Raw genomic sequence first — 13,113 nt, 5'->3', positions numbered from 1 at the left:
GCTGACGGACGGGCCGGGGCGGTGGCGGCAGGGCGAGGTCACGGTGCGGTGGGAGGCGCTGGCGCCGCGGGGGTGACGGCGGCGCGTTCCGCTGCGGCCGGTGGGCCTGTTTCACCACCCGGCCGCGTCGGCCTCGGTGGCACCGCCTCCGGCCCGCGGGTGCGCCCCCGGTCTACCGGTCTGGATCCGAACCCGGCGGCTGCACGGTGGCTCCCCTGGCGGCGCTTGGGCGGTCAGCGCTTCTCTTCCTGCGCGAGCGGGAGATCGTCGTAGGCCAGTTCGACGCGGTCGGCGGGGGCGACGACCCGTAGGGCTTCCAGCGGGCGGCCCTCGGCGTCCCGGGTGACGCGCTCGATGGCGAGCACCCAGATGCGTCCGCCGATGCGGAGCTGGGTGGCCTCGGTGTCGAGTGGCAGGCGTGCCCGTACGGTCTCGCTCACGGTGGCCGGGCGGCGACCGGCTGCCGCGAGCGCGCCGTAGATCCCGCCCTCGATCTTCTCCGCGGTGGCGAGTCCGGCCGCCTCGGCCAGGGCGGCCGGATACCACGCAAGCTGGAGTTGGACGATGTCGTCCGGCCGGATGGCCGCGTGCCGCACGCGGTGGACGAGCCGGTCGCCGGGGGCCAGTTCCAGCAGAGCGGCCATCGTGTCATCAGCGGCGACGTGCTCGACCTTGACCAGCGTCATGTGGCCGTCCAGTCCCTGCTCCGCCGTGGCCGTCTCCCACGGGCCCCGGGTCCCGCCGGGGGCCAGGACGCGCTGGTACCGGCTCAGCGGGATGCGGACAGGCGTCCGGCCCCGTATGAGAGTCCCCCGCTTGCGGATGGAGACGACGAGCCCTTCGTCCGTCAGGAGTGCGATGGCGTCCCGGACGGTCTGTCGGGCGAGTCCGTACTCACTCATGAGGTCCGTGATCTTCGGGAGGGTGTCGCCGACGGCGAACTCGCCCTCGTTGATGCGCCGTCGCAGATCGGCGGCCAGTTCTCGGTATCCCATGTCCGTACCTCCTTGTCTGGCCAGTTTAGGGATAGCCCTGTTGACAGCGCCGTGACGCGCCACCATCCTGACATTAGGGCTAGCCCATACGGAGGGCGATGGCCTGACTGCGGCTCCGGCCGGGTGCGTCACCACCCGGCCGGGCCTTGACCGACCACCTGAGCAGACAGGAGGACGATCCGTGACGGATCGTATCGGTACGCCTGAGGGCGGCCTCGCAACGGCTTTGGCCGCGCTGGGGCAGCGGATTTCTGGATGGCGAGCCGCTCGCGCCGAGCGCCTCGCGCCGCGCAGGCGGCGGCGGGCGGCGGCGCTGGCCGCGTACGGGATCGACATCGGGCCGCGCCGGATCCACGGCGTGCGCGTCGCGCGGGCGGGGGTGACGGCGTGGCGGTGATGCGGATCCGGGTCNACGGCGTGCGCGTCGCGCGGGCGGGGGTGACGGCGTGGCGGTGATGCGGATCCGGGTCTACCGGCTCGACCCGGTGACCGGGGAGCGGTCCGAGGTCAGCTCGGTCTCGTACGTCAGCAAGGCGGGCAGCGGCTTCGCTCCGGCCTCCTGCGAGTGGCCGCAGTGCCAGTGCCCCCGGTGCCGGATGCGGGACACCGACCGGGAGCACGGACCGGAGGCGGGCCGGTGACCGGCGGTACGGGGTTGCGGTTGCTGCCGTGGGCCACGGTGGCGGGCCTGCCCTGCTACGCGGCCGAGGCGTCCGGCGGCGGCGGGTCCGGTGCGGGTCCGGTGGGCGTGCTGGCCGGTGTGCTGGCCGAGCACGACCTGCTCGCGGCCCGGCGGCTGCTGGCGGCGGTGCGGGACTGGACGCCGTCGGTGACCGGCGCGGACGGGGGGCGGCTGCGGGCCGCTTCGATCCGGCTGGCGTCGACCCTGACGCGGGTACTGCGGATCGCCGAGGAGCGGGGCGAGCGGTCTAAGGCGGCGGAGGCGGCGCGGTTGGAGATGGCGCGCGTGCTGCTCGGCCACGCCCGGGACCTGCTGATCACCGGGCACGCCGAGCCCTCGCAGCTGCGCTACCTCGTGGCCCGGCTGGCCGAGTGCCTGGAGGCCGTGACCGACGTGGCGGAGCACCGGGGTGCGCCGCCGGTCCCGCCCGGCGGCGGGCCCGACGGCGGCGGGCCGCGCCGCGCGAAGGGCGGGTGCGCGTGATCGGGACCGGCGCACCCGCGTTGGGCGGGTCCGGGGGCGAGGGGTGGGTGTCGCCGCAGTGCGCGGTGGCCCGGCGGCCGGGCGGAGTGGTGGAGGCGCACGCGCTGTGCCGGGAGGCGGACCGGTGCGCCTGCCGCTGCCACCACAAGTACGCGGCGAGCCTGGGCGTACTCATCGGCGGGCCCTGCGACGTGCGGGACGCACCCGAGACCGTGACCGGCGACCTCGACCCCGAGCCCTGGCCCGTTCCGGCGCCCGCGGCCCCGGCCCGGTGGCCGAGTCAGCGGCGGGACCGTCGGCGTACGCCCCCGGTCACCCCGGTGGAAGCGGCGGCCGAGCTGCGCGAAGCGGGCTTCGAGCCGATCGAGACGTACCCGGGCCGGGCCTCGGTGGGCTGGTCCTGCCGCTGCCTGACCTGCGGCGCGGCCAGACGGCTGAAGCTCTCCGACGTGCGGGCCGGACGCCGCTGCCTGCACGTCCGGAACGTACCGCCCTCCTGAGACCGGGGCGGACCCGCTGACCTCCGGCAGCCCCCGATGCCGGACGCAGCAGTATCAGCGCGCCCGCCCCTTCCGGCCCGGCCCGCCGACGCCACCCGTTCCCCGGGTGACGGCGTCGACGGGCCGGGCCACCCCGTAGCCGGCGTCGGGAGCCCGCCGGGGACGCGGGACAGCCTTTAGCCTTCCGCACCCTTCAGATGCCGCATCAGGCGCTCGAAGTCCTGCCAGCCCGACAGGTCGGACGGGTTGCCCGGCAGCGGGTAGTAGAGCGCGGGGCGGGTCCGTGGGCCGAGCGGGCGGGGCGGTTCGGGGAGCGGGGTGCGGCGGGCCCGGTCGCCGGGCATCCGGCGCACCTCCTCGGCGCCGAGTACGAAGGCCAGCGGCACGCCGGGGCCCTCGAAACGCGGTGGCACCGCCAGATCGCGCCGGGCCCTGCGGAGCTGCACCAGCATGGACTGGAGGCGGTGCCGGGTGGCCAGCGCCTCCGCTGCCCGCGGCAGCGCTGCCAGCGGCGGCTCCTCATCCGGCCCGTAGCCGAAGGCGAGCGTGACGTCTTCTTCGACGCCCGCCGTCGTGCGGCTGATGCGGACCGTGGCCAGGCCCGGGCGGGCCGGGTCGCCGACGACCACCAGCCAGGTCGGCTCGGGCGCCCGGTCGAAGGCGACGTCTGTCACCTGGCGGGGCGACCAGGGCAGGTTCGCGGGCTCGGCCGTGCCCCAGCCCGCCGGGGGTGCGCCGGTCAACTCGCGCCACACCGCCTCCAGGGCGCCGCCGAGCACCAGGCGGTCGTCGGCGGGGTGGACGGTGCGGAAGGACACGGCGAGCTGCTGTTCGCCGGTGTCCGCGGTCTCCTGGAAGGACTCCGCCACCGGAGTGCGCGGGTCGTCGGCCGTCGCACCGGGCGTTTCCACCGGCGCGAACAGTCCGTCCTGCCAACGCAGTACGGCACCGGACAGCCCGTCGTAGTAGCCCGCCCGCTCGTCGCGCACCACCCACCGTGACGGCCAGCCGGGCAGGGCCGCCCGGACGGCGGGGGAGAGGACCGTGCCCGGGGAGGTGACGATCTGCAAACCCCGCCGGCCCTGGGCGACGGCCCGGAACGCGTCCGACAGCCACGCTGTCATGGCGACCACCGGGCGGTCCTGGATGACCACGGCGACCTTGTCGGTCAGGACGTCGACGGCGGGCTGTGCGGCCGCGGGCGCGGGCGCGACGCTCACCCCCTCGCCGGGCACCACGGCGAGCGAGCGCGCGGCCTCGGGCGGCCAGGCCGAGCCGTCGGCCAGCTCGGCGAGCCGGGCCGCGAAGGTGCCCGCGATCCTCTCGGCTTCTGCCACGCCGGTGGTGGCGCGGGCCTCGGTCCACCAGAACGGCACCGGAGGCGCAGTGGCCCCCAGCAGCCGCTCGGCCTCGCCCGCGACCTGCACGAACAGCGGTGCCTCCACGGACACCAGCGGCCGGCCCGCCATGTCGCACAGCTGGACGACGGCGTCCTCGCCCGTCGTCTCTACCAGCTTGTCGGGGCCGCCGGAGAGCAGGCCCGCGAGCACGCTCAGCGGGTCGGGCATCTTCCGGGTGAGGGTGATGACGTCCTTGGTCATGGGGTCGTCCGGTCCTTCGTCGTCCGTCGTGTGCGGTCCGTGTGCGAGGTCGGCGGTTGGCGAGCGGGGGCGGTGGCCGGTGTGCGAGGCTGTGCGGTGTCCGCCGGGGGCGGCCGCCGGCGGTCACCGCGCCACGTACACGGTCTGGATCAGGCGGTTCGGCTCCCCCCTGCGGACCAGCACCCCGCGGCCCGCGGGCTGCCGGCTCGCGTACACACCCGGGAAGAGCTGGCCCTCGCCGCGGTCGCCCGTCATGACCACCGCCGAGGCCCCCGACTCGCGCAGGGCCTGCACCAGCGGCTCGTACATGCCGCGTGAGGCGCCCGCCACCCGGCGCGTCAGCACGAAGTGCAGGCCGATGTCGGCGGCGGAGGGAACGTACGGCAGGAACGGCGCGAGTGGTGCCTGGCCTGCTGTGGTCAGCACGTCGTAGTCGTCCACGAGGACCACGATCCGCGGCCCGCCGCCCCACTCGCCCGGCCGCAGCTCCTCGGTGTCCGCGCTCTCGTCGGGCAGCCGCCTCTCCAGCTGGGCTGCGACTCCGGCGGCCAGGGCCGCGCACAGCTTGGCGTTGTAGGCGTATCCGCCGCGGAACTCCTCGGGGATCGCGCCGCGCAGCGACCGCCGTGGGTCGAACACGGCGAAGACCAGGTCGTCCTCGCCGTAGCGCTCGACCAAGCCGTCGGCGACGGCCTTGAGCAGGTTGGTCTTGCCGCACTCGCTGTCGCCCAGCACGAGCAGGTGCTGGTCGTGCTCGAACAGGTCGAGCAGCACGGGTGCGAGCGCCGTCTGGTCCAGGCCGATCGGTACCCGGACGGGCTCGGCCACCGGGCCCGGCAGCAGCCCCGGCTCCAGCAGGCGCGGCAGGACCCGTACGGGCTGTGCCACCTCGCCGCTCCAGGTGGCCCGGATCGTGCGGGCCGTACGCTCCAGGACCGCGCCCAGGCCGGCGGTGTCGGTGAGCCCGTCGGTGCGGGGCAGGGCCGTCTGCGCGAACAGCTTGCCGTCGGTGAGCGCGCGGCCGGGCTCGTCGGGCGAGAGGGTCTGGGCGAGCTTGCGGTCGATGCTGGACTCGCCGGGGTCGTTCAGGCGCAGCTCGATCCGGGTGCCGAAGTTCGACTGGACGGCGATGCGCACGTCGTTCCAGCGCAGCATGCTCGCGACGACGTGCACGCCGTAGCCGCCGCCGCGCTTGAGGACGTCGGCGACGGCGTCGTCCAGCTCCTCGAAGTCGTCGCGCAGCGCGCCGAAGCCGTCGATGACGAGCACGATCTCGGCCGAGGCCAGCTCGGGCAGCCGGCCCGCGGCGTGCAGGGCGCGCAGCTGCTCGACGGAGTCGATGCCGTGCTCGCGGAACAGCTCCTCGCGGGCCGCGAGCATGGTGCGCACCTCCTCCACGGTGCGCCCCGCGCGCTCGCGGTCCGCGCGGCCGGCCACGCCGCCCATGTGCGGCAGGCCCGCGAGGGCCTGGAGGCCGCCGCCGACCAGGTCCAGCCCGTAGACGCCGACCTCCCGCGGGGTGTGGGTCAGGGCGAGCGAGAGCACGAGCGTGCGCAGCAGCGTGGTCTTGCCGGACTGCGGGCCGCCGATGACGGCCGCATGTCCGCCCGCCACCGTCAGGTCCAGGTACCACTGGCCCTGCCACTGCCGGGTCGGGTCGTCCAGCAGGCCCAGCGGCACCTGGAGCGGGCCGCGGCCGGTCTCCCGGCCGCCACTCCCCGGCGCACGCCCGGCGAGCCGCGTGCCGCGCGGGCCGACTTCCAGCGGGCCCGCGACCTGGTCCAGGGCTATGGCGTCGGGCAGCGGGGGCAGCCAGATGCGACGCACGGGTTCGGCGGCGTGCTCCAGCTGCCCGACGATGACACCCAGCTCCGTCGGCCCGGTCTCCCGGCGCCGCGCCACCGGCTCCTCGGCGCCTGCGCGGTTCGTACCGGCCGCGTCGGCCAGGGTGTTGAAGGCCGGGTACTCCAGCACCAGCGGCCCGGTGTCCTCCTCTTCCGCGTGCCGCACCGGGCCGCGGTAGGGCCCGGAGACGTAGCCGGCCTTGAACCGCTCGTAGTGGCTGGTGTCGACCTTCAGGTAGCCGAAGCCGGGCAGCGGCGGCAGGTGGAAGGCGTCCGTGGTGTCCAGCACCGTGCGGGACTCGTCCGCGGAGAAGGTCCGCAGGCCCAGCCGGTACGACAGGTAGGTGTCCAGGCCCTTGAGCCGGCCGCCCTCGATGCGCTGGCTGGACAGCAGCAGGTGTACGCCGATGGACCGGCCGATGCGGCCTATGGACAGGAACAGGTCGATGAAGTCCGGCTTGGCGGTGAGCAGCTCGCCGAACTCGTCGATGACCACGAACAGGTGCGGCAGCGGTTCCAGACCGGATCGCCCGCTCGCGCGCAGCGCCGCGTAGTCGCCGATGTCGGCCACGTTGCCGGCGTCTTTGAGCACCTGCTGGCGGCGTCTGACCTCGCCGGCGAGCGAGGCGTGCACGCGCTCCACCAGGCCCGCCTGGTTCTCCAGGTTGGTGATCACCCCGGCGACGTGCGGCAGGCCGGCGAAGGGGGCGAACGTCGCGCCGCCCTTGTAGTCGACCAGGACCAGCGCCAGGTCCTCGGGCGGGTGCGTGACCGCCAGGGCGAGTACGAGCGTGCGCAGCAGCTCCGACTTGCCCGAACCGGTCGCGCCCACGCACAGGCCGTGCGGGCCCATGCCCAGCTCGGAGGACTCCTTCAGATCCAGCAGCACCGGCTCGTGCGCGTCGCTGACCCCGATCGGCACGCGCAGGAAGGCCCGTTCGCCGCGCGGCGCCCACAGCCGGTCCAGGTCCAGCCCCGCCACGTCCTCGGTGCCCAGCAGGCCGGCGAAGTCCACCGGCCCGGACAGCGGCGCGTCGGCCACCGACTCGGCCGACAGCCGCAGCGGTGCCAGCATCCGGGCCAGTCCCTCGGCGAACGGGACGCCGACCTCGTCCACCGCGCCGTGCGCGCCGACCGGCTCGGGGCCGCGCAGGTCCTCGATGGCCACGTGGTCGCCGTCCACCGTGATCCGCACGCTAACCTGCCCCGGTTCCTGCACCCGCCGCTGGAGCAGGTGCAGCACGGTGACGCCCATCTCCCGCAGGTCCACCGCGTCGTCCGGGCGCGGCAGCTCGGTCGCGTCCTCGCCGTGCCCGTCGGCCACCACCAGCAGCCGGGAGGTCATGGCCAGGGCGTCCCTGCCGGACAGGCCACGGCGCACCTCGGCCGCGTACCCGGCGCGCCGGCGCAGCTCCCTGCCGGCCAGCCGGGCGAGCTGGGACGGCGAGGGCGCGATCCGGCGGGCGGGCACTGGGCCGTCGGCCTGCTCGGGGTCCAGCAGGTGCGGCAGCCACTTCGCCCACTCCCAGTCGCGGATCCGCTCCCCGGGCACCGCCAGGGCCAGGCCCACGTCGTCCGGCGCGTGGGCGGCGGCGGTCTGGACGAGCAGGGCGCGCGCGACGCGCAGGCAGTCCTCCCGCTCGCCGATGACACTGACGTCGCCCGCACGGTCCAGGGGCACGGTCAGCGGCAGCTCGGTGCCAGTGCGGAAACGGGCCACCAGCGCCGACGCCTCGTTGAGCATGAAGTGGTCGGGCGGGGTGAGCACGGACGAGCCCTGCTGGGCGACCGTCAGGTCGCGTACGGGCATCTCGCCGGTGCCGACGCGTACGCGCAGGAAGTCGCCGTCGGGGCGGCGGCGCTCCCACAGCCGGGCCGGGTCGCGCACGATGTCGTACAGGGCGTCCGGCGGCGGGTTGAGCACGTCGGCCCGCTCCCGCCGCACGCGCTCCTCGGCGGCCAGCTCCTCGCGCAGGTCCTCCAGGTAGGTGAGGTACGCCTCCCGCTGGGTGCGGCGGGTGCGCTGGGCCCTGCCGCGCTGGGAGAACACCAGCCCGAGCGAGCCGATGACGGTGACCAGCAGGATGACCGCGCCCAGCCCGGCGAACCGGCTGTTGCGCACCACCGTCATCATCACCACGGACGACATGACCCCGGCGACGGGCAGCAGCGACATCGCGATGTTGCCCGCCTTGCCCTCGGGGAGGTTGGGCGGGGCCTCGATGGTGCGCGCCTCGGGCGGGGCCGGGGGCCGGGTGGTCCTGGCCGGGCGGTGGATCAGTCGGGTCGTCATCGTCGTCCGTCGTTCGCGGTCGGCTTGGGGGCCGGGCTGGGCGTCACGGGTCAGCGGCGCTGCTGGGAGAGCAGGAAGGCGTCCGCGGCGATGCGCGCGGCGGCGTCCACGGTCGGCCGCGCCAGCAGCCCGGCGCGGATCGGGCCGCCCGCCGCCAGATGCCGGTCGTACGGCAGCACGTGCACGCCGGCCCCGGTGGCGGCGAGCTTCCGGGCGGCCGTGGCGGGATCCAGACCGGCGTGGGGCACCTGCTCGGCCAGGACGACGACCGTGCCGTCGATCACCTGCCGGGGCAGGCCCCGCATCCACTCCAGGACCGCGTGCGTGCTGGTGACGCCCTCCAGGGTGGCCGGAGTGGTCAGCACCCGGGCCTGGGCGGCGGACAGCGCCGTCCGGGCGACCTCGGCGGGCAGCGTCTCGCAGTCCACGACGGTCACACCGAAGTAGCGGCGCAGCGACACCATGACCCGCTCGTACGCCCGGGTGTCCAGCATCGCGCCGATCTGGCCCCGGCTGCCGGGCAGCAGCCACGCGTTGTCCGGAAGCTGGACCAGGTAGCCGGTGACCTCGAGCAGCGACATCTGAGGCTCGATGATCCGAGCCAGGTCACCGGTGGTCCAGCGCAGCGTCTCAGCGCCGAGCCGCGTCGGCAGCGAGCCGAGCGCCGGATCGGCCTCCACGGCCAGCACCGGATCCTGCCGGTAGTGCGCGAACACGGTGGTGAGCAGCGCGGCCACGGTCGACTTGCCCGCGCCACCCCGGATGGAGGTGACGGCGATCTGCCGCCCGGTGGTCACCGGCTGCTGGAGGATCTCTGCGGTCGCGGTGGTCTCGGCGACCTCACGTGCGGCGGAGGACGAGACGGTACGGCGCAGGGCGCGCCCGGCCCGGGCGGTGAAGGGCTCGCCGCGCCGCGGCCTGCGCGCGGCGGCGGCGAGGTCCCGGTCCACGACCGGCCGGGAATCGGGGGCGTGGCCGCCGCGGACGGGCGCCGGCTCCTGGGCCCGCGCCGGGGCATGGGGCCCGGCGGCAGGGCCGGGCTGGGCGCCGACCGGGCCGAGGGCGGCGGACGCCTCCCAGGCACCTGGCACCGGTGCCCTGGGACGCGGTGCGTCCTGGTACGCCGTGTCGTGGACCGGGGCGCCGGTGCTGTCATGAACCTGACCATCGGCCTGGTTGCCGGGGCCCTGGGCGTCGGGCGCCCCACCGCCCCGCAGCGAGCGGAGCACGTCGCCCTGCCAGTTGTCCGCGTTCGGCATGTCCGCCCTTCTCTTCCGCCCGCCGCGCGCCCGAAGCGCCCGCACGTGACGACCTCAGAACTTGTGGAGAAGCTGCCCGTACACCCCGAACACGCCGACGGCGAGCGGGAACAGCCCCACGACCCCCATGGACTCCACCAGGTCGGCCACCCGCCGCAGCCGGACCTGCACGTGCTCGGGCGGCCGTACAGCCAGGACGAGCAGCGGCAGCAGCGCGGCCGCGCCCAGCACGGCGAACGGCCCCGCGCCTCCCGCGTGCACCAGCCACAGCCACGCGAGCCGCACCACGAGGACCGCGGACGCGGCCAGCAGCGCCACCACCTCGGCGATCAACGGGAAGGCGCGCGCCCGGGACAACAGCACCAGAGCCGTGACCGAGCAGAGCACCACCGTCCACGCGGTCGGCTCGCCGGTCCGGGTGAGCAGCCAGCCGCCCGCCGCGGCGGAGACCGCGGTGACGATCGTGGCCAGGGCCAGGCCGCGGTGCGTGGCGGCGAGTGCGCCCGCCACCTGGTGGCGGCTGACCGAGGCCCCGCCGGAGCGCCGGTCGTCCAGCGCGGTCAGGCCCGAAGCGGTCAGGGCCAGCCGGGGCAGCAGGCCGAGCAGGACCACGGAGACGACGGCCATCACGGCACCGAGCCGGGCCGGATCGTCCTGCACCGCGGCGACCGCCTCCCACCCGGCAGCGAGCGCGGCGGCGGCACCGGCGCAGACGAGCCCGCCGCGGCCGAGCGGCGAGAAGCACCCGAGCAGCACCAGCGCCAGGACGAGCACGCCCGCGACGGCGGCCAGCCGCCCCGTCCCCGGCCAGCCGCGGGCGTCGGCGGCCGTCCACGCGGCCAGCACCCCCAGACACCCGGAGGCCAGCAGCAGCGCCGTGGCCAGCCCGCGGTTGCCCTGGCCGATCCGCGCGGCCGGCACGCCGGCCAGGACGAGGGCCAGCGCGGTCGCGGCGAGGGCGCCCGCGAGGGGGCCGGGCGCGTACTCGTGGCGGGCCATCAGCGCGGCGGTCACCGCGAAGGCCACGGCCGCCACGCCCGCGCCGGCCCGGCGCGCCGCGGGCCGCCAGCGCCAGGCCCGCAGGTCCAGGTCGTCGGCCACCAGGTCGGTGACATCGTGCACGATGGGAGCCGGCGGCGCCGCATGGGCCCGTACGAGCCGCAGCACGGCGCCATCGGCGACCTGCGCCGACGCCAGCGTGCTGCCGTGCGGCAGGGCGGACCCGTCGGCAGTGATCAGCTGCCGGGACATCGGGCGTGCCGCGACCCGGTCGTCCAGCAGCCGCAGGATGTCGGGCAGCAGCTGCCCGATCGGCGTGTCGGAGGGCAGGACGATGTCGGCCCGACGCCGCTCGCCCACCAGGGTCACCCGGCTCAGACCCGCCCGGGACGTCGTCGCTGTGCTCACCACGTGCAACAACCTATCGTCGCGGCGTCGAACGCCCCCTGACGTGTTGATGTGCTCATGCTACTGGCGCCTTACCCGTTCCCGACCCGTTCAGTGTTCGTCCCGGAATCCCTGCCGTGCCCCGCTGACGATCCCGGCGCGCCACGTGCCGTACCGGTGCGGCCGACGCTCCGCGAGTCGGCGCGCGCGGCGCGTGGCGGCCGAGCATCACCGGGCGCTCCCCGTGGGCACCGCCGACGCCGTTGGCTCCACCGGCCGCTCGTACTGCTGTTCCTGCCGCTGACGCTTCTCCTGCTCGGCCTTCTGCTCCTCCAGCGTGTGCTGGAGGAACGACCACCCCACGCACCCCGCGCACAGCACGGCCGCGACGGCGATCCCGGAGAACACCTTGCCCAGCCGCTCGTCCCCCGTGCGCCGCGCCCGCTGAGCGCCGAACAGCAGCGCGTCCCGCAGCCTGCGCCGGCGTACCGCCACCGACTCCAGGAGCTGGCTGTCGTAGTCCCTTGCCATCCGCCTCGTCGTCCGTCTGCCGTCCGCTTCAGTCATGCGCGCGGCCGGTCATCGTACGTCTGCCGTCGTCCGCGCACACCGTCCGGCAGACGGCTCCGCCCGCAGTGGAGCACCATGCCAGGCGTCTCCGATCAGTCTCGACGGGGCGCTGAACGGTTCCGGCCGGGGCCACGACGTCGGCGCAAGCGCGAGAACCGTTTCCGGCGAAGCGATGATGCGTCAACCCTTGCCGGCGAGGTCTTTCACCACTTCCAGACCCGGGGCCTGCCTCAGAGATCCGGGAACGACGTGGCTGGGCTTGTCGGTGTCGGAGTCCCGGATCAGCTCCGCAAGCGCCGCAGTCGGGGCGATGCCGCGGGCCTTTGCATCATGGAGTCTGGATACGTACAGGGCACCCATGTTGAACGCCTCGTCGCCTCCTGCCCGCCTGACCTTCCACCCCGCCGCGTCGTCCTCGTCGCTGGCCCATACGTAACCGAGAACCGTCCCCTGCCGATTCGCCACGGTCACGTATTGGACCGGCTTGTCCGTGGTCGTCGCGTAGCGCGGTGGGCTGTCGACCTCCTCAAACGGAAGTGCCTCCGTCATCCGGGGGGAAACCTGCCGTTCCCGGCTCATGGTTGTGCCTTTCGTCTTGTGCTACCTGGGCAGGACCCACGGTCACCGCACCGTCCGCTTCGGACCGCCGCTCGGCCTCGTCGAGCACGGCGGTGGGCGGGAGGCTCGCGAGGCTATGACGGCCGGCCTCCGTCCTCTCGGCGGGCCTGGGCGGCCGCGACCTGCGCACGTACCTCGTCGTCACCGATGGTCGACAGGTACTCCCCGAACCGGCGGCATTCCGGCGACCTCGAACGGTGCACGATCGCCACCGCGTGGATCAGCGCTCGCTGGGACGCGGCGGAGCCCAGGACGTCCGTGGCGAGACCGACCGCCGTGGGCCCGTCCACGGTCGCCACCGCGGCGGCCAGGTCGACGAGTTGGGTGGCCAGGTCGAAGGACGACGGCTCACGCGCGGCCAGGGCCGCCACGCCGCGTCCCACGACGGCCCGGATGTCGGGCAGGACCGCCGCGACGCTCCGGGCGTCCAGCAGGTCACCCAGCTTCTCGTCGAAGTACTCGCTGTCGGCGATGCGCACCAGGGAGCGGAACGCCTCGACGCGCTGATCGAGCGTCCCCTTCTCCTCGGCCAGGACATCACTGTCGGACACCGCGAGCGAGAGCTGGGCGAAGGTGTTGTCGACGGAGAACTTGCGGTCGATCAGGATGTCGTACCACGGTGCCCGCTTCGGGTCCGCGGCGGCGCGTACCACGGCGTCGTAGCCCGCCGGCTCGGCCCACGTCGTCAACGCGACGCAGGCCAGGAACCGCTCCCGCTCGGCGGCCGACTCGTCGTTCATGAGAGCGACGAGTCCCGGCACCCGCTCACGGTGACGAGAGTCGTCCAGTCCCTCGTAGACGACGTCGTCCAGGTCCGTGGTCGGCCGGCCGTCGAAATCCGTGCCGAGCAACTCCTCGAACCGGCTCACGTCTGACTCCTCC

General features: G+C 74.9%; 12 protein-coding genes. 4 read left to right on the top strand and 8 right to left on the bottom strand.

Annotation, left to right across the window (positions count from 1 at the left end; translation table 11 throughout):
• Window positions 1–233: 233 nt before the first annotated feature.
• Window positions 234–995 (bottom strand): GntR family transcriptional regulator, encoded by a 762-nt coding sequence (locus tag RKE29_RS09180; protein WP_312004602.1) that lies wholly within the window; start codon window positions 993–995, stop codon window positions 234–236.
• A 181-nt stretch (window positions 996–1,176) separates the two neighbouring features.
• Here RKE29_RS09180 and RKE29_RS09175 point away from each other — a divergent pair, with 181 nt between their 5' ends.
• The 4 genes from RKE29_RS09175 (at window position 1,177) to RKE29_RS09160 (ending at window position 2,660) form a co-directional block, all read left to right on the top strand.
• Window positions 1,177–1,392, top strand: a complete 216-nt coding sequence (locus RKE29_RS09175; RefSeq protein WP_312004601.1) for a hypothetical protein — start codon at window positions 1,177–1,179, stop codon at window positions 1,390–1,392.
• Window positions 1,393–1,441: 49 nt separating this feature from the next.
• On the top strand, window positions 1,442–1,636 hold the full coding sequence (locus tag RKE29_RS09170; RefSeq protein ID WP_312004600.1) for a hypothetical protein: 195 nt from the start codon (window positions 1,442–1,444) through the stop codon (window positions 1,634–1,636).
• Window positions 1,633–2,160, top strand: coding sequence for a hypothetical protein (locus RKE29_RS09165; protein ID WP_312004599.1), 528 nt, complete (start codon window positions 1,633–1,635; stop codon window positions 2,158–2,160). Before RKE29_RS09170 ends, RKE29_RS09165 begins: the two co-directional genes overlap by 4 nt.
• Entirely contained in the window at window positions 2,157–2,660 is a 504-nt protein-coding gene (locus RKE29_RS09160; RefSeq protein ID WP_312004598.1) for a hypothetical protein, read from the top strand. Before RKE29_RS09165 ends, RKE29_RS09160 begins: the two co-directional genes overlap by 4 nt.
• Window positions 2,661–2,836: 176 nt before the next feature.
• On the opposite strand, the gene RKE29_RS09155 is transcribed toward RKE29_RS09160, so the two are convergent.
• From RKE29_RS09155 to RKE29_RS09125, 7 genes are all read right to left on the bottom strand, one after another.
• Window positions 2,837–4,261 carry a DUF6177 family protein gene (locus RKE29_RS09155; protein WP_312004597.1) on the bottom strand — a complete coding sequence of 475 codons (1,425 nt, stop codon included), beginning with the start codon at window positions 4,259–4,261 and terminating at the stop codon, window positions 2,837–2,839.
• 123 nt (window positions 4,262–4,384) lie between these two features.
• The gene (gene eccCa, locus RKE29_RS09150) at window positions 4,385–8,398 is read right to left on the bottom strand and encodes a type VII secretion protein EccCa (protein WP_312004596.1); all 4,014 of its coding nucleotides are present in this window, start codon (window positions 8,396–8,398) and stop codon (window positions 4,385–4,387) included.
• A gap of 50 nt (window positions 8,399–8,448) precedes the next feature.
• Entirely contained in the window at window positions 8,449–9,657 is a 1,209-nt protein-coding gene (locus RKE29_RS09145; RefSeq protein ID WP_312004595.1) for a MinD/ParA family protein, read from the bottom strand.
• A 54-nt stretch (window positions 9,658–9,711) separates the two neighbouring features.
• Window positions 9,712–11,067 carry a type VII secretion integral membrane protein EccD gene (gene eccD, locus RKE29_RS09140; RefSeq protein ID WP_312004594.1) on the bottom strand — a complete coding sequence of 452 codons (1,356 nt, stop codon included), beginning with the start codon at window positions 11,065–11,067 and terminating at the stop codon, window positions 9,712–9,714.
• A 204-nt stretch (window positions 11,068–11,271) separates the two neighbouring features.
• Window positions 11,272–11,574 (bottom strand): hypothetical protein, encoded by a 303-nt coding sequence (locus RKE29_RS09135; RefSeq protein WP_312004593.1) that lies wholly within the window; start codon window positions 11,572–11,574, stop codon window positions 11,272–11,274.
• A 219-nt stretch (window positions 11,575–11,793) separates the two neighbouring features.
• Window positions 11,794–12,162, bottom strand: a complete 369-nt coding sequence (locus RKE29_RS09130; protein WP_312004592.1) for a hypothetical protein — start codon at window positions 12,160–12,162, stop codon at window positions 11,794–11,796.
• Window positions 12,163–12,305: 143 nt separating this feature from the next.
• Window positions 12,306–13,100, bottom strand: a complete 795-nt coding sequence (locus RKE29_RS09125; protein ID WP_312004591.1) for a hypothetical protein — start codon at window positions 13,098–13,100, stop codon at window positions 12,306–12,308.
• Window positions 13,101–13,113 lie beyond the last annotated feature (13 nt).

The sequence above is a fragment of the Streptomyces sp. B1866 genome (assembly GCF_031932565.1).
Lineage (GTDB): Bacteria > Actinomycetota > Actinomycetes > Streptomycetales > Streptomycetaceae > Streptomyces.
Note: the sequence above shows the minus strand (reverse complement) of the source record. Positions and strands in the feature narration are given on the sequence as shown.